A 24,145-nucleotide genomic window follows, 5' to 3' on the forward strand; every position below is an offset into this window, starting at 1 on the left:
GTTTTCAAATCATTAAAAACACCTTAAAAACACTTTTTTCCTATTTGTATTCAATGAGTAACAGATATTAGCCCATAATGATTCAATTAAGCTCATCATGGTTAATTAATAAGAATTCAACCCATAAATATTCAATACAAAGCATTTAGACTTGTACACCTACTCCCGTCCATGCTAATGTGTTTTAATTTTGTGCGGAAATGAATCATGCGACAAATAGTAACCAAATTCGGCGGCACCAGCGTTTCAACTCGTAACACTTGGAATAATATTGCTTCCATAACTAAAAAACATATGAGTTCCGGGGTGCAACCCATTATCGTATGCTCCGCACTAACGCAAATTTCTAACAAACTTGAAAAAGCCATTGAGGCAGCATTAATCAATGAACATCAGAGCATCTTTGCTGACATTCGTCATGGACATATTAATCTTGCTGAACAGCTGGAAGTAGATTCTGAATTGGTTGCCAAAGATTTGTTGCAATTAGAACAGTGGCTCACTGGTATTGCCTTATTAAAACAAGCTCCTGCGAAAACGCATGCGGAAATATTAAGTATGGGCGAACTCATGATGACTCGCCTAGGCCATGCATTTCTCGAAAAACAAGGAATCCGTTGCCAATGGTATGATGCAAGGGAACTTTTAACCAGCACACCATTCCCTGATGGAGTGTCTGCAAATTATTTGTCTGCTCGCTGTGAGAGCGAACATGATCCTGAATTAGTTGAAGAATTTATCTCGAGCGGTGCTCAAGCCATTATTACCCAAGGTTTTTTTGCTGCAAACCCTCAAGGCGAAACTGTTTTGTTGGGCCGTGGCGGCTCTGATACTTCGGCTGCTTTACTTGCAGGTAAACTCCAGGCTTCATCTTGTGAAATCTGGACTGATGTTCCTGGAATTTATACTGCGAATCCTCATCAATTGCCACAGGCACGTTTATTGAAAAAACTGAATTATGATGAAGCTCAGGAAATTGCGACAATGGGAGCTAAAGTATTGCATCCCAATTGCATCCCCCCTGTTCGGCGTGGCAATATTCCAATGTCCGTTAAATTTACGCAAATGCCAGAACACTCGGGAACACTCATTACTAAGGATATTGATGAAACGGCACCATTAATTAAATCGATTCAAATCAAAAACAGTATTATATTGATTTCTATAGATACCTTACACATGTGGCAGCAAGTTGGATTTTTATCTGATGTATTTACAGCATTCAAACATCATGGTTTCTCAGTAGACTTACTCTCTTCTTCTGAGTTTAACGTAACATTGTCTCTGGATATCAATAGTAAGATACATGACCGACCAGCAATTAATTCCTTACTTGCTGAATTAAATCAATTTGGCCGCGCCAAGCTCATTGAACCCTGTAGCGCTGTAAGTCTAGTAGGTCATCATATCAGAACTGTATTACCACAGCTTGGGCCAGCTTTAGAGGTTTTTGAAGCCAAACAAGTCTATTTAATGTCACTCGCATCCAATGACTTGAACCTAACTTTTGTTGTTGATGAATCTCAGGCAAATCAATTATGCCAAAAGCTGCATCATTTACTCATAGAAAATAACCCCCAAATTTTCTATTACTCAAAAAGCTGGCATGAGGAGTTCGGTAAACCTACTGTTCGCGATATTCCATGGTGGGAGAAAGAGCGTGATCGTTTATTAACCATTGCCTCACTTAATTCACCTTGTTATGTCTACCATAGCCCAACTCAAGCTGCTCGAGCCAAACAATTGTTGGCTTTAAAATCGATCGATACCTTGTTTTATGCGATTAAAGCCAATCCTCATCCATCAATTTTAAAAACTATGGAAAAAGAAGGTATCGGTTTTGAATGTGTTTCCATTCAAGAATTAGACAGAGTATTGGAACTCTTTCCTGACATAGATCGAAAACGAATTTTGTTTACCCCTAATTTTGCACCAAAAACGGAATACGAATATGCATTAAACCTTGGCTGTCATGTCACTATAGATAGTTTATACCCTTTGGCACATTGGTCTAATTTATTTAAAAATCGCGAGGTCATTATTCGTATTGATCCAGGAACTGGTGCTGGCCACCACAAACATGTTTCAACAGGGGGAAATGAGTCAAAATTCGGTATTACGCAAAATGATATTGACCAGGTTGTAGCGCTAACCAAAAAACATAATATCCAGGTGGTAGGCTTACATGCACATTCAGGTAGTGGCATTCTTACTCCGGAGTTATGGCAGCAAACTGCATTAATGCTTGCCTCTCTAACAGAGGAATTTCCTCATGCCAAATCCATTAATCTGGGTGGCGGCTTGGGTATCGTAGAAAAACCCGGGCAACAACCATTAGATTTTGGAAATATGGATGCCTTGTTAATGGCAGTAAAATCACGTTATCCACAAATTGAAATCTGGCTCGAGCCTGGCCGATTTTTTGTAGCAGAAAGCGGCGTTATTCTTGCCAAAGTTACTCAATGTAAAGAAAAAGGTAAGGTAAAATTTGTGGGCATTGAAACAGGTATGAATTCATTAATTCGACCTTCCTTGTACGGTGCCTACCATGAAATTGTCAACTTAAGTCGATTGCATGAAGAAAAAGCTGGCTTTTCCCATATAGTAGGTCCAATTTGTGAATCAGGAGATACCTTAGGTTATGACCGCTTATTGCCTGTAACCGAAGAAGATGATGTATTATTAATTGCCAATGCTGGAGCCTACGGTCGTTGCATGAGTTCACATTATAATTTACGCCCCCCGGCTCAAGAAATCGTTATAGACTAGCGTTTCATCCTCACAGCATTAAATAAAGGAACTCAATTTTACCCCCTACGTTCTGCGGCCAAGCCGCGGAACTCAGGTAAAAAGTATTTAATAAAACATACAGGGATAAAAACAATGCTAGTCGACAGTGATCAACGAAGCCAAGCCACAAATCCTTCCATATCATTTATCGTACAAGCTCCTGCGGGATCGGGTAAAACTGAAATTCTTACACAGCGTTATTTGCGATTGTTAAGCACCGTAACGGCTCCAGAACAAATTGTCGCATTAACATTCACCCGTAAAGCCGCCAGTGAAATGCGTGAACGTATTGTGTTCGCCTTACAGCAAGCTGCAAGTAATATAAAAGCCAATACGCCCCATCAACAAATGACACTTGATTTTGCTCATGCAGCCCTCCAACGTGATAACCACTTTCAATGGAATTTACTACATCAGCCGAATCGATTAAAAGTCATTACAATTGACTCTTTATGCCAAAGTATCAATCAGGCAATTCCTCTATTGGAAAAACAAATTGCTTATTCACAGATTACTGAAAAAGCGAACAGTCATTATTTAAACGCTGGTCGACGCTGTATTCAGTTTGCGCTAGCAACACCCGAATATCAAAAAGCGATAAAAACACTCTTGTTGCATGTAGATAATCGTCAGGATCGATTACTTGAATTATTTACTGTACTTCTTTCTCAAAGGGATCAATGGTTAACCCCCCTCTTTCAAGCACGCGCCCAAGAAAAATCAACTTTTGAACGTGCACTGCGACTTATAGAGCAACATGAATTAAAAAGGTTCACACAAAGCCTACCCCCGCATTTAGCTCATGATTTGACTCAATGTGCTCGTGAATTGGCAATTATAGAAAATAATCCCGTTTCGCCACGCTATCCGCTAAAAGATTGGTATGATTTTCAACACACCAGTCAAGAGGTTGCAACTGCATTAAGAAAACTCTTACTTACTGGCGATGCGAATTTTCGCAAAAGTTTTGATCATCATGTCGGCTTGCTCAGTAACTCCTGTGCTCCGGATGAATATAAAAGACTTAAAAATGCCAGCAAAGAATTGCTCAGCGAACTCAATGAATATCCTGATTTCCTTGAGGCATTAATTCAAGTCAGTAATTTACCTGAGCCAGAATATGATCCTGAGCAATGGGAGGTTCTGCAAGCACTCTTTTTGTTGCTTCCTCTTCTTGTAGGTCATTTACACGTTTTGTTTAGCGAACTAAATGAAGTTGATTTCACTGCCATATCCCAACAAGCATTGAGTGCATTAGGGGATGTAGAAAATCCTACTGACTTAGCTTTATATTTAGATCATGCGCTTCATCACATTCTGGTTGATGAATTTCAGGATACTTCAATTACCCAGTTTGAATTGTTAACCAAGCTTGTCAGTGGATGGCTGGAAAATGATGGGAAAACTCTTTTTATCGTTGGTGATCCGATGCAATCCATTTACCGTTTTAGGCAAGCAGAGGTAGGATTATTCTTTCGCGCAAAAGAACAAGGCATAGGCCCCGTCAAACTGCAATCGCTGCAGTTGTGCTGCAATTTCCGTTCAACACAAACGATTGTAAATTGGGTAAATAATCAATTCACCAACATCTTCCCCAGGCAAGTTGACATAGAATCTGGTGCAGTTTCATTTCATCCCAGTGTAAATGTCATTCAAGATGAAGAAAATAGTGCCATTCACGCCATACAATTTAAAAATCGGGAACAGGAAGCAAAAAAACTCATAGAAATTATTCAACACGAATTGCAAACCCATCCTGAGCAAACTATGGCTATTCTGGTACGCTCCAGAACGCAACTTGCTGAAATCATTCGCCTGTTACGTCAACATCAAGTTCCCTATCAGGGTACTGATATCACTCTATTAGCCAATCTAAGCCACTTGCGTGATGTTTGGTCATTAACCCAGGCTTTACTTGCTCCAGCAAATCGCCTCTCTTGGCTCGCCGTACTTCATAGTCCCTATTGTGGTTTAGCATTAAATGATATCCATAGCATAGCTCACTTTAACAAGAAAAAATCAATTTACTTTGCCTTATTACATTTAAACAAAATCCAGGAGTTAAGCGAAGAGGGCAGAATTCGCGCTAAATTTTTTATGCACGTCATGCACAAAGCGCTAACTCAAAGGTATGAAAGCAGGCTCTCAGTCTGGGTCATGCAAACTTTAAAAGAATTACACATCGACACTATCCTAAACACAAGTCAACTCAATGATCTCGAACAATTCTGGAACTTACTTGACCGCTATGAACAAAACGGTCGTTTATCGGATATGAAAGAATTTCTCTCCGAACTCAATAAACTCTATTCACAGCAAGCCAATCCTTCTCGTTTACAGGTGATGACCATTCATAAGTCTAAAGGACTTGAATTTGATACTGTATTTTTACCCGGTTTAGGTGCACAACCTAATCGTGGCGATAATCCAATGTTGCGCTGGCTTAATTTACCGACGCAAAAACAGGGCAATTTATTACTCATGTCACCTATCCAATCGGCACATCAAGAGCATTGTGCTTTATATGACTATTTAAGCAAATTAGATGAAGTAAAAAGCCATTATGAAGCGCAACGATTACTGTATGTTGCTGTGACTCGAGCAAAGTCACGTTTGTACTTAATGGATCATTCAGAACGATCGTCCAAGGCTTCATTTAAAAATCTTCTTAAGCATCTGGAATTTTCAGAACATGAACCCTCGACCCTTGTTGAAAAAAAGAACTCGTCTCTGCCTAAACTATTAAGCTTACCTCTTGATTATTACCAAGACAATAAGCCTGAAGTTTTTTATCACAGTATAAAAACAGAGCCTTCTCATTTATCAACAAGTATTCCCCGACTAATTGGTATAGTAACGCACCAATTGTTACAATGGATCTGTGATAATCATCCAAAAACTATAATTGAAATTCCCTGGAACCTCCCTCGTGATGAATTGAGGAGGTTGGGGTTCGATGACAAAACACAACACGAAGCACTATCTAACATGCGGGAACACATTACCCGAATGTTTGAGGATCAAACGGGTTTTTGGATTATTAGCCAACATGATCAGGAGCAAAACGAATACGAATTATTAGTGGAGCAGCAAAATAGACCCATTACTCGTATCATTGATCGTACTTTTGAGGATCAAGGAAAACGCTGGATTATTGATTTCAAAACTGGAAAAGAAGATGAAGCTTCATTGATGAAACACCGACAACAATTACATGAATATGGTTCTTATCTATCAGAGCACACCACCCTTCCTATCTATTGTGGTATTTATTATCTCCCCAGCAATCATTGGGTTAGTTGGCAACATGAGTGTTCTGAACTTACTGTTTGATCACAGCAAACAAATTCTATGAAATAATACTGCTCTGCGCTATCATTCCTCTTTTGTGTTTAAGGCCAATCCATGACCACTGAAAATACTGTAATCCACTTGATGAGCACTCTAACAGATCCAATTCTTGGCCTTACAGGCAAAGAAATGAATTTACAATGCAGTCTTGAAATGACAAATAATCAGTTGATTATCAAACTAACTGCCGGATTTCCCTGCGGCTTGCTTGAAGAACATTATAAGCCCCTATTACTTGCTGCATTACAATCATCGCTCCCAAATCAACAGATAGTAATTCACATAAATCAACAGATAAAACCGCACAGAACTCAACTTGTTGGCAAAGGCTTACGTGGAGTTAAAAACACTATTGCTGTAGCTTCAGGAAAGGGAGGAGTGGGAAAATCTACTGTAACCGTCAACTTAGCGGCTGCATTAGCTCGCTTAGGTGCACAAGTTGGTATTTTAGATGCTGACATCTACGGCCCAAGCATGCCTTTAATGCTGGGAAAAACTGAACCGGTGCAAATCAGTGGTGATCATTATCTTCCTGCAAAAGCGCATGGAATACAAACTATGTCTATTGGCTACCTGACACATGGTGAACAAGCACTTATCTGGCGAGGTCCCATGCTGGCTAAATCACTAATCCAAATGTTAGATATTACCCTTTGGAACGAGCTGGATTATTTGTTTATCGATTTACCACCTGGAACCGGTGATATTCAATTGACGTTAGTACAAAAAATCCCCCTTACTGCTGCTATAGTAGTGACTACTCCACAAAACGTGGCAACTCTTGATGCACAAAAAGCACTTACCATGTTTTCTAAAACAGGAATTGATGTACTGGGCATTATAGAAAATATGTCCACTCATATTTGCAGTCAATGTGGACATCAAGAAGCAATTTTTGGAACTGGTGGAGCAGAAGCACTTTGTGCCGGACACCAAACCACATTACTCGGACAACTTCCCTTAGATGGACGCATAAGACAAAACTGTGATGAAGGTGCTCCTACTGCGACTCAAGCTCGTGATAAGTTAACAGATACAATGCTTAAAACAGCGATGAAGAGCGCTATTGAATTGTCCAAAAAACCAATTAATTATGCAGACAAATTCCCCAAAATTGTTGTTGAGTGAATTCTTTTGAGAGGTATAATCGAGTTAAGGCCATCCCTTATTCAGCTAAAATGCGAGCAAAGGTAAAGTCTATTAAAATAATAACCACAAATAAATTGAGCCATGGAACGATTAATAATAATAACTCTAAGTATCCTATACTCCTGCCTGACTCTAGCCAAGTCTTCCTATCAAATTGATTTAATTATATTTGCCCATCCCAATCAAAACCCGGACATGACTGTTGATGCACCTCTTATTCCAATGGGTGCACATGCCATATTATTGAAATCAGATGCAGAAAAATCAGGAAAACCCTATCTTTTATTATCTCCATCCTCATCCAGTCTACGCGATGAGTATTACCTGCTGACTCGAAAATCGCGCTACAAAGTTTTAGGGCATTACTCGTGGAAACAACCTGCCAATAATCAAAGTAGCGTCGCTCTACCTGTAGTTGAGCATAATGGCTGGCAAATACAGGGCAAATTTAATGTGGTGCAAAGTAATTATTATTCTTTTGATGCAGAGTTACAGGTATCACCACCTAGCAATCCACAATCATCATTCACTGTATCACAAAAACAACGCCTAAAAGATGATGTAGTTTATTATCTCGACAATGCTCTGATTGGCATGTTAGTTAAAATTCATAAATTGGGATAATGATGCATCAATCCATGTAGCCTGGGCTTCACCCAGGCTACAAACTTAAAACCCTCATCTGCACTTTTTTATTTTTTTCCTGGAGGAAAAATCTGATCAAACACAGTTGCGCCTCCCTCCACAACATGGCTCATTGTAGTGTTTACATCGGAGACTCTAGAATTATCCTTGTTTGAAAAAAAGCCCCAAAACCCATTTCTCGATTGTTTGCTTCTGCCTACTTCATGCAATCCAAATAATGCTGCTGCAGTAAGCGTCAGAGATGAGAATGGACCTAGTCTTCCATAAAAAGGGGACATAAATAAATTTCCAAAACTGATTAATGCACCAGTCTTTAGTACTTTGTCAGGATTTATTTGATCTCTAGGCATGCTTCTACTTCCTTGATGGATTATTTAAAAAGATACGTATCATGGACGCTTGCTTTCGCTAGGCATAATTTCGTCAAATATCGCTGCACCGCCAACTGCAATATTTGCCAGAGTATTTTGAACCTCTGTGCTTTTATCACCAGTCATGCCACCAAAAAAAGAATTCATACCATTTATTCCATTTCCGACAGGTCTTCTTTTTTTACCTATCTCATGTGCACCATATAAAAATGCGCCGGTCGCAACAATTGCCGTAGTCAAACCAAGTTTTGCATCAACCCAATACAAGGGGGCTAAAATGGTATTCCCTAGCGCCAGTAATGCGCCAGTCTTGCCTGCATCATCAATATCGATTTTATCTTGAGCCATATCAATTCCTTGTGATAATTAGTTTGAATAATCAGACTATGTGAGCATCAATTAAATTGCAAGCATAAATTTAATAGATCATAATGAACAATATTAAACCAAGCGCAATGTGAATTGAATTTAAACCGCTTGAACATTATACTCTCATATAATGGAATCAACTGTTAAGACCATAATGTCTCCAAAAAGTCGAATTATAAATGCGCTCACTTTATGCCTCCAACAAAAATCCAATAAGGATTTTAAATTAAATAAATCAACAGCCTATACTGGGTTGACTGACTTATATGAACATTATGCTCTGGAGAATAATACGGATCAATTTTTTGAAGCATTTGAACAATTATGCAAGATCACTCATGATTATCAACTTGGAGATAATCCAATTTTAGATAATTTTATCATTCAATTGGAAAAAGTTTTTCATCCCCAAAAGCTGGAAAAAGGAGTTACTCGCCCTACCCCATGGTGGCAAATTAAGAAAGAATCATTGCTTTCCATTGCAGGGACTCATTCACCTTGTTATGTATATAACAGCACAACACAAATAACTCAAGCCAAACAATTACTGAACCTAAAATCAATCGATACTTTGTTTTATGCAATTAAAGCCAACTCACATCCTTCGATTTTAAAAACATTGGAAAAAGAGGGTATTGGTTTTGAATGCGTCTCAATTCAGGAATTAAAACGAATATCAGACCTATTTCCAGATATAGACAAAAAAAGAATTTTGTTTACCCCCAATTTTGCCCCAAAAGCAGAATATGAATTTGCCATGAATTTAGGTTGTTATGTGACAATAGATAATTTGCATCCTTTAATAAGCTGGACTGAGCTGTTTCAAAACCGCGATATCATCATCCGTATCGACCCAGGTGCAGGAGCCGGTCATCACAAACATGTCATAACAGGGGGAAATGAATCAAAGTTTGGCATTGACCAAAAAGATATTGAACACCTTAAAATCCTGACCCAAAAAAATAATGTCCGTGTCATTGGTTTACACTCGCATTCAGGGAGTGGAATTCTTACCCCTGAGCTTTGGGAACAAACTGCATTAATGCTCACATCCCTCATAGAACAATTTCCCAATACTCAATTCATAAACTTAGGCGGCGGCTTAGGAATTGTTGAAAAGCCAGGACAAAAACCTTTGAATCTCCAGAAACTCGATGCACGATTATTGGCTGTAAAATCACATTGCCCTCATTTAAAATTCTGGATGGAGCCTGGTCGCTTTTTTGTTGCAGAAAGCGGCGTCATCCTTGCAAAGGTCACTCAATGCAAAGAAAAAGGTGAAGTAAAATTTATAGGAATTGAAACGGGAATGAATTCATTAATTAGACCTTCTTTGTATGGTGCTTATCACGAGATTGTCAACTTAAGTAGATTGCATGAGGATAACGCTGGTTTTTCACATGTAGTAGGCCCCATTTGCGAATCCGGAGATACTCTGGGATACGACCGTTTATTACCTGCTACATATGAAGGGGATATCATTTTAATTGCTAATACTGGAGCCTATGGGTACTGTATGAGCTCTCATTACAATTTACGATCACCCGCACATGAAATTATTTTGGAAGCATAGCTATAATGTTTTTTTCATATTATGTGCAGCCTCTTTTTGTTTAATATAAATACATCGTGAGTTGAATCAAACTACCTTGACATTTATAATCGCAAAACCAAAAATGAGGGGTTGTTTATGCCAAACCAGGGCAAAATTATTAATGCAGTAAACCGTTGCATAAAGCAAAAAAACAATATCGATTTTGCACTAAATAAAAAAGGAATTTGTGCCGCGCTTGCAGCTTTGTATATCAAATATGCTTTAGAAAATAAAGCACCACTGTTTTTTGACTTGCTTGACCAATTAGCCGCATTACCCAGCACTTATTGTTTCGGTGATAATCATGCCATTGATAATTTTATTATTAAAATTGAAAAAACATTCAATGCGGAGCAATTCAGTAATTATGAAATCTTGCAAACTGATCTCGAAAAACTCCTGGATATTAGGGATAAGCCACTAAGAAATGAATTTAATTTAGGACTCACGACTGCTGAAATATATTGGAAAGAAATATTCGAAAAAATCGGCCGTAATAATCGATCATACTACATTTCCAGTAAAACCCATGCAATCGCTCTAACTTTTCAAAATGGGAAATATAGCTATATAGTTTATGATCCGAACTACAACCGAAGAACAGAAGAGTTTGAAACAGTTGATGAATTAATCAAGGAGATTAAAGAGTGCTTTGATTACAAAACTGACTCTTTTGGCTTGATAATTCGCGCATTTGCCCATCCCAATGTGGATCCAGAACACTACCCTGCTCACGATGAATTACATCAAACTGCATTCAAAGATCAGACAGATATTGACTCAAGTTTCTTTGCTGCTCTAGCAAAAGATATTGATACACTAAAGTACCTATTTAAGCAAAATAAAATTGACTATCACAACTTAGGAAAAGAATATTTTCGGTCTGAATTTAATGATCTTTTACTGCAGCAACCTAAATCACCTATTCTAAAAGATGCTATTTTAAGAGGGATTAAAGCTACCCTCTATGCAGGAAATCACAAAGAAGCAGAAAAGCTGCTTGATCATTATATTCAAACGTACATTACGGCTGAAGAACAAGATGAATTAACAAAAGCCCTGCAAGAATTGCTTACCGAACCGGTGGGCAAACACTTGTTGCTCATGAAAAAAGAGGCTGACCACAGCAAGTTATTGCAGTTGCTCGAGCAATTAAAGCTTTCTCAAGAGCCAAAAAATCAAACCACTTATAATCACCTGCAACTTCTGACCTTTGTTAAGCAGGAAGTAGACTCTGTCACAAGAGACCAATTTTTAATTAAGCTCTCTCCAGAACAAATAATCAAACAAATTCAATACGCCGCCATCGCCAATCAACATCACCTTTTAAATCTATTAATTTCCCAGTTAGCAACTGCTAAAATTGATCCCAGAGCATTTCCTTCTATTTTCACTGAAGAACTTATTGAAGAGATTAATTCAACAACTTTGAAAAGGCTCCTTGAAAGTGGTTTTACTGTAGATACACAAGCTCTAGATTTGCTTCCTCTTTGCATGCAGCGTCATGACAAAACAATTTTTGAAACCTACGTACGTGCATGGGCTGAGCAAACAAACCCAACTCTGTGGGAGCATATTGAGCAATATCAATATGATTTAATCGACCTACGCACCCCTCTTGGTTCAACAACGCTACTCAATGCACTCATTTTCCTTAGGAAAAATAATCATGTGAAAAATGCATGGCGAGATAATATTCCTAAAGAGATGATCAAAAGCGCACTTACCATTGCCATATTGAACGGCAATCAAGAAATGAGTTTGTTTCTTCATGAGCAATTAAAAACTCAAAAAGGTCATCTTGAATCAGATACCATGGAATTTCTCTGCCATAAAGGATTAGAAGAGGAAGACATATCCATTTTATCCGTACTAACCCAATTAAATTTTAATGTACTTTATAACATCCAGGACATACGCCAATTGTTGATGCTGTGTTTTGAGTATGATGACTATTCAATCATTGAAAGGTGTTTTATAAAGGCAAGCCCCAAAATAAAACAACTCCTTTTGGAGTACAGTTTGAACTGGAACATTGGGCCTGTAATAACACTTTGCAAGCAAAAAGAGCCTCAACTTTTTAATGTGTATCTTAACAACTCAACCACAAACCCTGGAAAATTAACTAAACTCAATAGAGCAATTAATACGCCCCCTCTTCTCCCTGATACACTTAAATTGAACCTTGATACCTCAGAACAAAAATTTACAATCAAAAATTGTTTCAAAAACAAACTTCTCAATCTAGCAAAAACATTATGTAGCAAGGTAGCCTGGGAAGAAGATGAGCTCGAAAAATTTCTTGAAGAGTTAATTCTGGACAAAAATGGAACTGGAGTCATATGCTTACTCCAAAATTTCCCAGAGTTGAAGCAAAAACCAAAACTTGTACCCATGCTAGCACAAAATAATTTGTTTCAACCTATAGATTTCTTATTGGCTAAAGATCAAATTGCAATCGAACAAGAATTATCCGAGCAAATTTTTGCTTCTGCTTTAGCCAATAATTATAAAAGCTTAGTTACCCGATTTTTAAAACTAGAAAGAGTAACGCCTGATACTCAATTAAAACAACCTCTTATAGAGATGCTTAAGCAAGCAATAGAAAAAGGTCATGATTCAGTTTTAGAACCATTTATTGAATCCAGCCTTAATTTCGGATTGGATTTCAAAGAATTATTCCTCTTTAGCTGCGCTCAAAAGAAAGAAATAATAGCCAACCTGCTGCTTGCCAAAGAATTTATTCTGAGTCCCACAGAAAAACAAATCGCAATTCAACAATTATTTGGCGATCAATCTGATTCTGCCCTGTTTGATATGGTCTATGCGCAAGGTTATGGCAGGCTTTATCAATTATTATTAAAGACTAATGTACAAAACCCTAGAGCCTCATTTCTAAGCTCAATTAAGAATCGAGACCAAGATCCTTTATTCCAAAATACTGCGCTGTATTTAAATCCTTTAAAACGTGCGATTAAAGAAAAAAATGAGAAGATTTTTAATACCTTGTTTGAGCAAAGTGATCTTCCAAGTGAACCCGATGAAAGCATTTTAACCTTCTTAAAAGACCCAGTTCTTTTTGCAAAAGTTTTCCCTTTATTTGAAAAAAAATATGGTCTAAAGAAATTATTAGATGAATCCTTTAAACAAAAAAAATGGGCCACCCTAGCCAATCTTATTGAGAATAAAGAATTGGCTGATTTGGATATGGATCTCCAACAGAGGGTTCAAGAGCATGGTGTGGGCATCATTGAAGCGTACTTGGAAAATCTCGAAGCCCATTATAATAAAATCGACGTACGCCCACGTCTGTTTCAACTTCTGGCCAAAAAAAATTCGCATATTCTTACTCAATTCGCAGTTCCATATCAGGAAGTAATTCAAAAAACTCTCGAACGTATTGAGTTTAATATGCTTGAAAAACAGCTCGATTTAAACAATCAAATTTATCGCTATACTTTTAACAGTTTATCATTTAAGAAAGCGCTTGAAGAGCTCGGTAAAATATTCGAAGAATGTCATAAGATCATCAGGACTCGAAACATTGATCTCGATCAAATAATTGAAAGTGCAGAAATAGTGAGTTATCTAGCACAAATAAAAAGTCTTATGGGAGGGCAAGATGTTTCTCCGGATTACTTAAGTGAAGAACACACAGAGCTTTTGGAGCGATTGATAGAAAATCCTAGATTTAAAGAAGTGTGTCACCAGGAATTTAAGCTTTATTGTTTACTCAGGCAATTTAAAAAACCGCTTTCAAGACAAAGTGAAGAAACTCAAAAACAATTCAATGCTACAATTGAATTACTTCGTAAAGCCTTAACACAAGCAAACCTACCTGATCATTTTGTTTTACCTGAGATTCGAGGCTATTTCCCACCACGTCCATCCGTGAGTTCACCATCATTACAAGTGAATGAAGAACCCATACCTACTGAATCAGTTGCACAAGCTCATCTAGCGACCTTGAAAAAAAGATGCACTGCAGCATTCGATTATTATCTACAACATCGCGATCAGACTTTAAGCTGGTTTTCTTATTTTTTTGATTATTATCGTGGACAAACTCGTGCCCAACATTACAGAAATTTAATTAAATTGGCGCAAACAGAACAAGAATTGTTTCTTATTGAATATGCAATCTTAGTTAATGATGATGGAACTCAATTACAAAAAGATTTAGTGTCACGACTGGAATTTAAAGATAAATATACTGCAAAAGAAAATCTCCAAAAAGTAATTCGACATTCTTATGCTAAGGAAGCATTACCTCACCTCGATGAATTGATTGATTCAATCAATCAAAAAATTAATGATGATGATACTACAGCTACTCGTACCCTATTCCACGATGAATTAGCCTATTTAAAACAAATAAATAATTCCAAAGGCAGCTTAAGCAATCATTCTTTATTTCATGTTAAAAAGCAAAATCCAGCCCCTGGTTTTTGGCAGTGGATCGCAAACTGGCTTGGTTTTGGCAGTTCTTCTACTGAGGAGAATAGATTGTCTTTAAGAGTATAAATATAATAAAAAAACTATTGGAGCCAGGCTGTGCTGCAGCTAAACGCATATCCAGTCTATTTTTTATTTTTTTCTCTTTGAATAAATTATGCTAGGATGAATCATTCTTTACTCTTTGTTATGACATAATGCAGGATGCACTAAAAAAAATTTTCCAAAAATACCCGCGGAAAGAAGCTCCTTTTATGCATGAGCAACTTTCCGAATGGAGTGCCACACGTCCTCTGACTGGATTACGGGTGCTCCATCATGTTCCTGTAGTGACTAATACTTTATTAAAAATAGCATGCTTACTTGAAGCAGGCGCTGATGTTACAGTCACTAATCCTACAGACTTTTGTTATGCTCATCCACAAGCGGTATCCTCTTTGAATGAAGCCAAAATTCGTTATATAGATGATCCGCACGCACTTGTCGGGGAAACGTTTGACCTTTATTTTGATTGTGGCGCCCAGCTTTATCAATTTTTGGGAAAACCCAAAATTGGTGCAATCGAATTGACTGGCTCTGGCGATCACTTTTATCGACAACAAACACTTAACTTCCCTGTCATTAGTGTTGATCGCACATTGACAAAACAACTCGAAACAGTTTTTGGATGTGCTGAAAGCAGTCATATGGCTCTGACTCAATTAACATCAATCAATCCAAAAGAAACATCATGGATTATATTTGGTTTTGGAAAAATTGGGCGCGGACTCGCCTATTTTTGCAGTCAAAATAAAGTTCCTCTCGTTGTTGTGGATCCTAATAGAAAACAACGAAATTTGGCACAAAATTTGGGTATAAAAGCGATTAGCCCTCGGGATTTCAACGAGATAGAGCTTGCATTAATCGAAGCAAATGTGGTTGTTACTGCAACTGGACAAAAGGCAATTATGAGTGATTATCCTCACTCCTGGTTTAGTGGAAAAATTCTGGCGAATTTAGGTATATATGATGAGTTTGGTCCTCATTTTAGTGATGACGAAGTTTTAAATCATAAAATGCCAGTTAATTTTTTACTCAATGAGCCCACCCCAATAAAATATATCGATCCGGAATTTTATATCCATAATCTTGTCTCATTAATGTTCCTGAAAGAACAACTAACGCCAGGGGTACATGGAATATCACCAGCATTAGATAATACTATTATAGAGCGCTGGTGTAACTACCACTCATTTTCCTTGGATACAATAAATACCTGGTTATATTTGTAGCCAGATGTACAGAGTTGCGCTCCTTCATAAGAACAATAAGTGTACACGTTTTTTGAAATAAATTTACACTTTCTCCATGATGCTATATATTTCGCCTTTTTGTCGAAACAGAATTAATGAATTTATTAACCTCAACACATTCATACAAATCCCAAAGAACCACCATATGGTTAGTCGGCGTATTTTTTCTATTGTTTCAATTTTTCTTACAATTATCTTCGGGAATTGTTATTGGCGCTATAATGCATGAAAAACACCTCACTGCATTCACTGCTGGACTGTTAAGTAGTGCCTTTTATTATATATACACCACAATGCAAATTCCTGTAGGACTTCTTTTTGATCGGTTTAATACACGAACCTTAATGTCCTTAAACGCACTTTTGTGTGCCTTGGGCTGTTTTTTATTTTCTACAGGATATAACTTATTCGTATTATTTCTTGGTCGTCTGATTATTGGCGGCGGCTCCGCTTTTGCATTTGTGGGTATGACGCGAATACTACGCCAACACTATCCACTAAAACAATATGCTTTTATGATTGGACTTACCGAAACTTTAGGATTTACTGTTACTGTATTTAGCATGATTGGAATGGGATCACAGATAAATCACATCAGCTGGCATTATTTTCTTGCGGGATCCGGAGTCATTGGTCTTTTAATTGCCATTTTATGTGCGACTTTTATTCCCAGTAACAAACCTGTAATCAGCAATTATCAACAGTATAAAAACCATTTGGTACTCATGCTAAAAAACAAATTAATATGGTTTAATGGGGTATTTGTTGGATTAGAGTTTTCTGTTATTACTGTTTTTGCTGCAATGTGGGCAGTTCCTTTTCTCCAGTTAAAATTAAATTGCTCTCTTGAATGTGCCAGCATTCTTACTTCAATGATATTATTGGGAGCCGGATTAAGTTGCCCCATTTATGGTTGGCTCTCCATACAACTATCTCGACGCAAACCTCTAATCCATATTTCATGTTTATCAACTGCCATTTTATTTATCCTTGTTCTTTATTTACCAATAGATCACATCCTTCTTGTTGGAGTTTTATTGTTTGCAATTGGACTGTGTTGTGGCGCATATATGCTTGCCTTTACCATTGCAAATGAACTGGCACCTCCAGAATCACTCTCTGCTTGTACAGGGTTCACAAATACCTTAGCGATGGCAACAGCCCCCTTACTCCAGCCGCTTGTAGGTTATTTACTCGACTATTTTAAGGGAAATTCAAACATTCATACTTTAGGGGATTATCAACTTACTCTTTTAATCATTCCAGCGGCATTGGTAATCGCCAGTGTTTTATCACATTTTCTTCCAGAAAAAGAGGTGTAATGACGATATAAATGTTGGTATTTCTCTAAGGATAAATAGACTCGAATTAGCAATTTATGCTCAAAAATTAGATTAAATATTTCTAAAATCTCACTCTTCCTACTTTGATTAATAAAACCTTAATAATTTAACGATAAAATAGACAATTATTGCTCATCATGTAGTTATTTTATATGGCAGAAGCCAAGAGAGATCGCCCTAAAAAAGAAATAACCCACTTTGTCGTATTAGGTGATAGCCTTTCCGACGGTGACAACATGGGTGAAAAATTTGCTTTTCTTGGCCATTTGATCAACAGATTATGGCAAAAAACATTAGGATTAGATAAGTCGCCTAAAGATCGCTTCACCAATGGTTATACTTGGGCAGATGTGCTTAGAGCCACTCTTATCAGCAAATTCCTTAATGATGATAAAATAAAAAAAGATTCTACAAATCGATTTGGGAAATATAACCTAGATAATGCAGATATCAGCGATGATATTATCGCTCAGTCGCCTCATCAGCGTAAAAGATATACTTTGGAAGAAGTTGAAGCCGAATCAAATCAAGTAAAACGTAAAAAACGCTTACAAGATAGAGAAATAGGACATCTATTCACAATAGAAGAAGAAAATACTCCAAACGTCTCGGAAAAACCCAGACATATGGTCGATAGCACCGATATAGCAGATGCGACTATAGCACAGCGATACAAGAATAATGCAAAACGTGCTTTTCTGATGAAAAAAGAGGAACTTCCAAAAACCAAACTTCGAGAATCCTCTGACGATATTTCTGACGAGGTTATAACGGATCCCCGTTATAGAAAAGATATTGAGGAATATTATTCACTCGATAATGGCCGTACCGCCCAATATAATGGGCAAACTTTCTTTGCCAATTATGCCCAAGGTGGTGCGACATCCCATGATTACAGTTGGAGTGGTCTATTTCTTTCCATTCTTTCTCCGTTTACTTCGATAAAGCTTTTTTTCACTCGCTTAATGGTATCCAACTTATCCAAGCAGGTGGATCAATTCTTGGAGGACGTTGAGAAACAAGAAATTTCTGATGAAAAAGAAAAGACTCTGGTTACTGTATTTTCTGGAGCCAATGATTTAATTACAGTTAATGCAGAACCAACAAGAGAAGCGGCTGATCTGGCTATAAAAAGTAACCTCGAAAATATTAAGAGATTAATGGACAAAGGTTATAAAAATATTGTTCTATGTAATTTGCCTGATTTATCATTAACCCCACGGTTTAAGGGTACCGCTAAGGAAAAGCAAGCTCACGAAATAGCAAAATATTATAATGAACAATTACAAGCTAAGCTCCAAGATCTAATAAGAGACGAGTTAGCAAAAAGGCATTCTGATTTTTCCATTGATCTTTTTGATATCAATACCGTATTTAGCGGGATTTATACTGATGTTGAAAAAAATGGTAAGCAATCAAAGTACGCTCAATTTTTTGATGCCACAAAACTAAAAGAAGCTTACAAAGATTCACCGGATTATAAGATAAATCCTGATGGAACGTCTCCAGGATCCAAACATATGTTTTGGGATGATGTTCATCCAACAGCCACCATGCATGCCTTGTTGATGTCTGAATTTTACAAAAGCAAAGAAGCCTTGGGTCAATATGCGCTATCAGCCCCGAAAGAGCAAAGCAAAAAACATTTGTGTGACGTATTTCAACAAAAATATCATGAAAAATTGGACAACACTTGGTTCAAATTTTTGAGTTGGAATAAGGAACTTCCTATTAACTATAATGAACCAGAAAAAGCACTTATCACCATATTACGCTATGCCCTCGATAAACATAACAAGCAAGCAGACTTGGTACGTGAAGCGATGACCGACTTAGGTTGGTGGGTAAATGATGAGCCTAATATGTGTATTCCTGCTCTGGCCGATGCTATGTGGAGTTTTAACCCTAAATTAGCACGGAAGTTAGAAGCACAATTAGATCCTCATTTAGAACAGCCAAAACCTACTTCGCCTAAAATGATGGCAGGCGCATTAGGAGTAGTAGCACCTCATAAAAAAATAGTTCCGCCTGAACTTTCTTTGCCTCCTGAAGTAGAGAAAAAATTAGGAATAATGAAAAAAACTCAAGTACCTCATCGTGATGACATTGCACAGAAAGAAGTAAACTCAACTTTGGGCGGTCAAGATCACGTAACACACGTAATAAGAGATTCTTTGACTTTTAGTTAAGAAATTCATTTAACTTGTAGTCTTTAAGTCGATATGCTCCATAGCTAATTCAATACTCTTTGCAAATGATTGCTGAGTAACAAAACAAAAGTCTCCATGGCTGTCTTTGGAAAACCCTGCAACTGTATTTGAGGATGGATCATTAGCTTTAAGTGTATTAATTAATGTTAAATGAAGTTTAGGCAATCCGATGCTCAGCATGCACTGATCATCTTTCAAAGGCTTTAATGAAACAAATTGAGACATTTTTACTCTATTCCCCAAAGGATCACGCCAACCGGCAACAGCTGCGCTGGTAGCATCCTTTTCTTTAAGATTTGCAGAGAAAAAACCATTATCATCATTTAAACGACAAAAAGTTGTACTGATTTCATGTGCATCTTTCTGATCATTGTTTAATACCAACTTGCCAAACCAGGCTTTATTCCCGGTAACGAATTGTTCTTTATCATCAATACGCAAATGCCCATTAAGCTGGCTTGTCTGTAATACTGCAAGTTTTACTCCAGGACGCAAGACCAAGGTTTCATTGTCCTTGCTTACTTGTTTTAACATGTCTACCTTGAAATTAAATCCTTTTTTGTCCGCTGCTTTAACACCAAAAATCCAGCTGTCATTAATCGGATTAAAACGAATAAAAGAATAACCAACATGCCAATCAAGCGGTGTTGATTGTTCAATCTTTTCTTTACCTTCGTAAAAAAACACCAATTGGTTTGTTTGTCCATCAATTAAAGCGGCTTTAGTTTGGAAGTCGGATCCTTGACGCTGCATTTCAAAAAAATAACCGTATTTATCCCCGCTCTCATTTTTCACCATACCGGAAAAAGTCCAACTCCCTATAGTTGGTTCGATGGATTGTGCCGGTTGCGTCATGGGTTCCATTTCGGATGCGAACAATCCTGTACTTGTGTGGAGTATTATTAAAAATAAAAAACAGCGAATCCAAGCAAACATAATCAGCAATAACCTTTTAACTGTTGATGTAACCACAATGCGTCCCAAAATGCATCATCCAATACAGCGTCCACAGGTAAATAATGCATGGTATCCGAACTAAATGATCGGCACTTCACTGCATCTTTTTCCGTCATAATAATAGGTGATTTGGAATAATTCAAATCATCAGGCTTAAATTGATAATGATCAGGATAAGAACAGCTATCGAATTCTATCCCTAATTGCAACAAAGTGGAATAAAAACGTTGAGGATTACCAATTGCAGCAATTGCTTCCCATTTTCCACCTAATGTATGTGCATCAATCTCCTCATCCGTACTTAATTTTTTAACTTTTCCAGGTTTTAATTTCATGGGATATGCATTACTCCACTTGCCTTCATTGACCACAATAAAATCAACCTGTTCCAGGCGCATAGCAGATTCCCTTAGTGGTCCTGCCGGTAAACAAAGACCGTTGCCTAAACCTCGGGTTCCATCAACAACAGCAATTTCAATAGCTCGTCCCATGCGGTAATGCTGTAATCCATCATCGCTAATAATTATTTGACTTTGATGCTTTTCTAAAAGATAGCGTACAGCTTGGGTTCGTTTGGGTGCAATCACTACGGGGCATTGGGTTTTTTGTGCTAACAGCAAGGGTTCATCACCAACTTTTTGAGCAGAATCATTGGTTTGAACTTCATAGGGAAATTGCTTTATTGCTGCACCATAGCCACGACTCACGATGCCAACCCTTAACCCTTTTTGTTGTATTCTCTTGGCCAACTCAATAACCAAAGGGGTCTTACCTACTCCCCCAACAGTTATATTGCCAACAACAATGAGAGGAACTGGGCAACTTACTTGACTAAACCGCTGCAAAAAATAGCGTCTGACAGAAACAATCGTGGAATAAACCCAAGACAATGGACGCAATATCCATTGTAACGGGTGATGATGACCATACCATAGCTGCTCTAAGAAGGAAAACATCAGGCTAGCGCATCCTCATGAATTATATCTGAATATTGCATGCCCTGAAGCTGTGCGTAGTACCCTTGTAAGTCAAGTAATTCTTGGTGGGTACCTTGTTCGACAATAGATCCGTGTTGCATCACAATAATTTTATCTGCATGTTTAATCGTCGATAAACGGTGCGCAATGACTATAGTTGTTCGATTTTTCATTACTTCTTCTAAAGCAATTTGTATGTATCGTTCTGACTCGCTATCCAACGCAGATGTTGCTTCATCAAGAATTAAAATGGGTGCATTCTTCAAAATGGCACGCGCAATCGCTATCCTTTGCCGCTGACCACCGGAAAGTAACACACCATTTTCTCCAACACGCGTATCATAACCTTCGGGTAAACGACTAATGAATTCATCGGCAAAAGCCATTTTAGCGGCTTGAATAATTTGTTGTCGGCTTATATCTGAGCGGCCATACGCTATGTTATTGGCTAAAGTATCATTAAAAAGGGTCACATTTTGACTTACCAAAGCCATTTGCTCACGCAAACTGGCCAAACTTATTTGGTTGATGGGGGTATTATCCAAGGTAATCGTACCTTGAGTTACTTCATAAAAACGAGGTAATAAACTGGCTATAGTCGTTTTCCCGCTTCCAGAATGACCTACCAATGCAACTGTTTTACCCGATTCAATCGTGAAACTTACATCATGCAGTACTTTATCCCCTTGTCTATAAGCATAAGACACATGTTTAAACTCTATAGAGCCTTTTGATCTTTCCGATAGAACAATTCCTTGGTTTTTTTCTATAGGGAGATCCAACAGATGGAACACACTTTCTGCTCCAGCCAACCCTTTTTGAATTACCGCATTCAAAGTAGTGAGGGTTTTCATCGGTTTAATTAGCTGAATCATTGCCGCGATAATTGCTAAGAAAGACCCTGCGGAAATAATCACTACCGTAGACAATTTAATGGCCGCCGCAATAATTGCTGCAATCCCTATACCAATAACAATTTGCACCCCAGAAACATTGAGTGCTTTGCTTGCTGCAACTTTCATGTCGTTCCGACGTGAATATTCTATAGCTTTAGTAAACTTGTCAGATTCATAAGCAGCGCCTCCAAAAATGCGAACTACCTTATAACTCTCAATTGCCTCACTCGCAATCTCAGTCACCTCGACCATTGTTTTTTGTACTTTATGACTGATGCGTCGCACACGTTTATTGGTGTAGTTTACAATAAGACCAACAAAGGGAATGGTTAACAGAAACATAAGGGATAATTGCCAGCAAATCACCATCATGACAGTGAGAAAGCCTATAATTAAACACGTATTTTGAACAATATCTGTCAAGGCCTCTGCACTAACCTGAGCTACTTGTTCTACATCATAAAGAATTTTAGAAAGCATTTGTCCTGAAGTTGCCTCATCATAAAAATCCGCAGGTAAGTGAAGAATATGATTAAAAACTTTTTCCCTTAATACTTTAACCACAGCGCGCGCAACCCAAGTCATACAATAACTACCCACAGAGCTGACAAGCCCCCTCAAAGTAATCCCTATTAGAATGATGTAAGGAATTTTTTTAATAAAATCCATGTCAACATTAATAAAGCTTTTATCAAAAAAAGGGCGCATCATGTAGGTAAAGCCTGCATCAATCAGTGAGTACAAAATATTTGCAAAAATGCCTAATGCCAGTATGGGCCAAAACGGCTTCACATAAGCTAACAAACGTTTGTATAAAATGCTGGTTTTAACAGAAAGTTTCTTTTTCATGACTCAGTAGTTCAATCGAAACATGGGTTATTGTAACTGTTATTACATGGAAGTGCTAATATTCCTTAAAAGAATAGACCTCATTCCAAGGTCATTTTGATTCGTGTATAAGCGCAATGAAATCCTACTTTTTGCACATTACAATCGGAAACGCTCCCGGGTTCTGTTGTAACCGTTGCCCAAGACACACCTTGCTGTTTTGCTGTATTCAATCGGGCCATTAGTAATTTTTTTTGTAACCCTTTCCCTCGATAAGCAGGTAGAGTACTCGTAACCCCTAAATCACAAAAATCGCCATGCATGGCTAGTGTTGCCCCAGCCACAATGACATCTTTATCATAAACAGCATAGGCGCTGACCCCGTAGGATTGGGCATAACGAAAAAATTGATCCTCGGCTTCAACAGCATCAAAGCCGAGAGCTACCTTTTTGGCCCACTCTCTTGTTTCGCTCGACTTTATTTCTCTAATCGTTAAAGTATCTACCACGCAATCAATCACCTGATATGCTTTTAAATCCAAAATTGAGACATTATTTAACTCACTGATACAATAACCACGCTGACTTAAAAATGCAGAGAGTTCATTTCCTACAAAAGGACATAATTCAATATCTATTCGTTTATGATTTAATGTCCTATAAAAGTGTTCTATGCATTCAATTTCAGACTGAAAATGCTTCAATTTTGTATTAAATCCCCACCCTACAACCTGTGACAAGTAAGAATCAAATCCTGAAAAACAGGCAGCACCCCCATTAATTTCCAATATCTTTCCTTCCGGATACTGCTGAGTTACTTCTATATGAGTTTGCTTGATGCAAGACTCCATTTCAGTTGCCAGAGCTTTAGTAATACATTTCATCTTAAATAGTTCCCATTGAATCCCCTGCGCCCAT

Annotated in this window: 14 protein-coding genes and 1 pseudogene; 9 read left to right on the top strand and 6 right to left on the bottom strand. The window is 37.8% G+C overall.

Annotated features, from left to right (window positions below; genetic code table 11):
• The first annotated feature begins 207 nt into the window (after positions 1-207).
• The 4 genes from Lpar_RS14980 to Lpar_RS14995 all read left to right on the top strand — a co-directional run bounded on the left by Lpar_RS14980 (position 208) and on the right by Lpar_RS14995 (position 7,914).
• On the top strand, positions 208-2,769 hold the full coding sequence (locus Lpar_RS14980; RefSeq protein ID WP_058518679.1) for a bifunctional aspartate kinase/diaminopimelate decarboxylase: 2,562 nt from the start codon (positions 208-210) through the stop codon (positions 2,767-2,769).
• A 114-nt stretch (positions 2,770-2,883) separates the two neighbouring features.
• Positions 2,884-6,123, top strand: a complete 3,240-nt coding sequence (locus Lpar_RS14985; protein ID WP_058518680.1) for a UvrD-helicase domain-containing protein — start codon at positions 2,884-2,886, stop codon at positions 6,121-6,123.
• A 72-nt stretch (positions 6,124-6,195) separates the two neighbouring features.
• Positions 6,196-7,269 (top strand): iron-sulfur cluster carrier protein ApbC, encoded by a 1,074-nt coding sequence (apbC, locus tag Lpar_RS14990; protein WP_058518681.1) that lies wholly within the window; start codon positions 6,196-6,198, stop codon positions 7,267-7,269.
• A gap of 102 nt (positions 7,270-7,371) precedes the next feature.
• Positions 7,372-7,914: a CsiV family protein gene (locus Lpar_RS14995; protein WP_058518682.1), complete on the top strand. Its 543-nt coding sequence runs from the start codon at positions 7,372-7,374 to the stop codon at positions 7,912-7,914.
• A 68-nt stretch (positions 7,915-7,982) separates the two neighbouring features.
• Here the strand turns inward: Lpar_RS14995 and Lpar_RS15000 are convergent, their stop codons facing one another.
• Both Lpar_RS15000 and Lpar_RS15005 read right to left on the bottom strand, forming a co-directional pair.
• Positions 7,983-8,285, bottom strand: coding sequence for a hypothetical protein (locus Lpar_RS15000; RefSeq protein ID WP_058518683.1), 303 nt, complete (start codon positions 8,283-8,285; stop codon positions 7,983-7,985).
• 39 nt (positions 8,286-8,324) lie between these two features.
• Positions 8,325-8,654, bottom strand: a complete 330-nt coding sequence (locus tag Lpar_RS15005; protein WP_058518684.1) for a hypothetical protein — start codon at positions 8,652-8,654, stop codon at positions 8,325-8,327.
• 448 nt (positions 8,655-9,102) lie between these two features.
• Here Lpar_RS15005 and lysA point away from each other — a divergent pair.
• From lysA to Lpar_RS15030, 5 genes and pseudogenes are all read left to right on the top strand, one after another.
• Positions 9,103-10,248, top strand: a pseudogene (lysA, locus tag Lpar_RS15010) (diaminopimelate decarboxylase); the annotation flags it as partial.
• A gap of 117 nt (positions 10,249-10,365) precedes the next feature.
• Positions 10,366-14,793 (top strand): hypothetical protein, encoded by a 4,428-nt coding sequence (locus tag Lpar_RS15015; RefSeq protein ID WP_058518685.1) that lies wholly within the window; start codon positions 10,366-10,368, stop codon positions 14,791-14,793.
• Between the two features lie 128 nt (positions 14,794-14,921).
• Positions 14,922-15,995 carry a Rossmann-fold NAD(P)-binding domain-containing protein gene (locus Lpar_RS15020; RefSeq protein ID WP_058518686.1) on the top strand — a complete coding sequence of 358 codons (1,074 nt, stop codon included), beginning with the start codon at positions 14,922-14,924 and terminating at the stop codon, positions 15,993-15,995.
• A 116-nt stretch (positions 15,996-16,111) separates the two neighbouring features.
• Positions 16,112-17,338 (top strand): MFS transporter, encoded by a 1,227-nt coding sequence (locus tag Lpar_RS15025; protein ID WP_082650398.1) that lies wholly within the window; start codon positions 16,112-16,114, stop codon positions 17,336-17,338.
• A 173-nt stretch (positions 17,339-17,511) separates the two neighbouring features.
• Complete coding sequence (locus Lpar_RS15030; protein WP_058518687.1) at positions 17,512-19,548, top strand: SGNH/GDSL hydrolase family protein; 2,037 nt, start codon at positions 17,512-17,514, stop codon at positions 19,546-19,548.
• A 9-nt stretch (positions 19,549-19,557) separates the two neighbouring features.
• On the opposite strand, the gene Lpar_RS15035 is transcribed toward Lpar_RS15030, so the two are convergent.
• The 4 genes from Lpar_RS15035 to Lpar_RS15050 all read right to left on the bottom strand — a co-directional run bounded on the left by Lpar_RS15035 (position 19,558) and on the right by Lpar_RS15050 (position 24,111).
• Positions 19,558-20,505: a hypothetical protein gene (locus Lpar_RS15035; protein WP_058518688.1), complete on the bottom strand. Its 948-nt coding sequence runs from the start codon at positions 20,503-20,505 to the stop codon at positions 19,558-19,560.
• A 2-nt stretch (positions 20,506-20,507) separates the two neighbouring features.
• Positions 20,508-21,482, bottom strand: a complete 975-nt coding sequence (gene lpxK, locus Lpar_RS15040; RefSeq protein WP_058518689.1) for a tetraacyldisaccharide 4'-kinase — start codon at positions 21,480-21,482, stop codon at positions 20,508-20,510.
• Positions 21,482-23,248 (bottom strand): lipid A export permease/ATP-binding protein MsbA, encoded by a 1,767-nt coding sequence (msbA, locus tag Lpar_RS15045; protein ID WP_058518690.1) that lies wholly within the window; start codon positions 23,246-23,248, stop codon positions 21,482-21,484. The genes lpxK and msbA overlap by 1 nt, the downstream gene beginning before the upstream one ends.
• Before the next feature lie 80 nt (positions 23,249-23,328).
• The gene (locus Lpar_RS15050; RefSeq protein WP_058518691.1) at positions 23,329-24,111 is read right to left on the bottom strand and encodes a GNAT family N-acetyltransferase; all 783 of its coding nucleotides are present in this window, start codon (positions 24,109-24,111) and stop codon (positions 23,329-23,331) included.
• Positions 24,112-24,145 lie beyond the last annotated feature (34 nt).

This window comes from Legionella parisiensis (assembly GCF_001467945.1).
Lineage (GTDB): Bacteria > Pseudomonadota > Gammaproteobacteria > Legionellales > Legionellaceae > Legionella > Legionella parisiensis.

Coding starts and splice junctions, on each gene's coding strand:
- Lpar_RS14985 (WP_058518680.1), top strand. CDS start 2,884: ATGCTAGTCGACAGTGATCAACGAAGCCAAGCCACAAATCCTTCCATA.
- msbA (WP_058518690.1), bottom strand. CDS start 23,248: ATGAAAAAGAAACTTTCTGTTAAAACCAGCATTTTATACAAACGTTTG.
- Lpar_RS15035 (WP_058518688.1), bottom strand. CDS start 20,505: ATGTTTGCTTGGATTCGCTGTTTTTTATTTTTAATAATACTCCACACA.
- lpxK (WP_058518689.1), bottom strand. CDS start 21,482: ATGTTTTCCTTCTTAGAGCAGCTATGGTATGGTCATCATCACCCGTTA.
- Lpar_RS15015 (WP_058518685.1), top strand. CDS start 10,366: ATGCCAAACCAGGGCAAAATTATTAATGCAGTAAACCGTTGCATAAAG.
- Lpar_RS15020 (WP_058518686.1), top strand. CDS start 14,922: ATGCAGGATGCACTAAAAAAAATTTTCCAAAAATACCCGCGGAAAGAA.
- Lpar_RS15025 (WP_082650398.1), top strand. CDS start 16,112: ATGAATTTATTAACCTCAACACATTCATACAAATCCCAAAGAACCACC.
- Lpar_RS15030 (WP_058518687.1), top strand. CDS start 17,512: ATGGCAGAAGCCAAGAGAGATCGCCCTAAAAAAGAAATAACCCACTTT.
- Lpar_RS15005 (WP_058518684.1), bottom strand. CDS start 8,654: ATGGCTCAAGATAAAATCGATATTGATGATGCAGGCAAGACTGGCGCA.
- Lpar_RS14995 (WP_058518682.1), top strand. CDS start 7,372: ATGGAACGATTAATAATAATAACTCTAAGTATCCTATACTCCTGCCTG.
- apbC (WP_058518681.1), top strand. CDS start 6,196: ATGACCACTGAAAATACTGTAATCCACTTGATGAGCACTCTAACAGAT.
- Lpar_RS14980 (WP_058518679.1), top strand. CDS start 208: ATGCGACAAATAGTAACCAAATTCGGCGGCACCAGCGTTTCAACTCGT.
- Lpar_RS15000 (WP_058518683.1), bottom strand. CDS start 8,285: ATGCCTAGAGATCAAATAAATCCTGACAAAGTACTAAAGACTGGTGCA.
- Lpar_RS15050 (WP_058518691.1), bottom strand. CDS start 24,111: ATGAAATGTATTACTAAAGCTCTGGCAACTGAAATGGAGTCTTGCATC.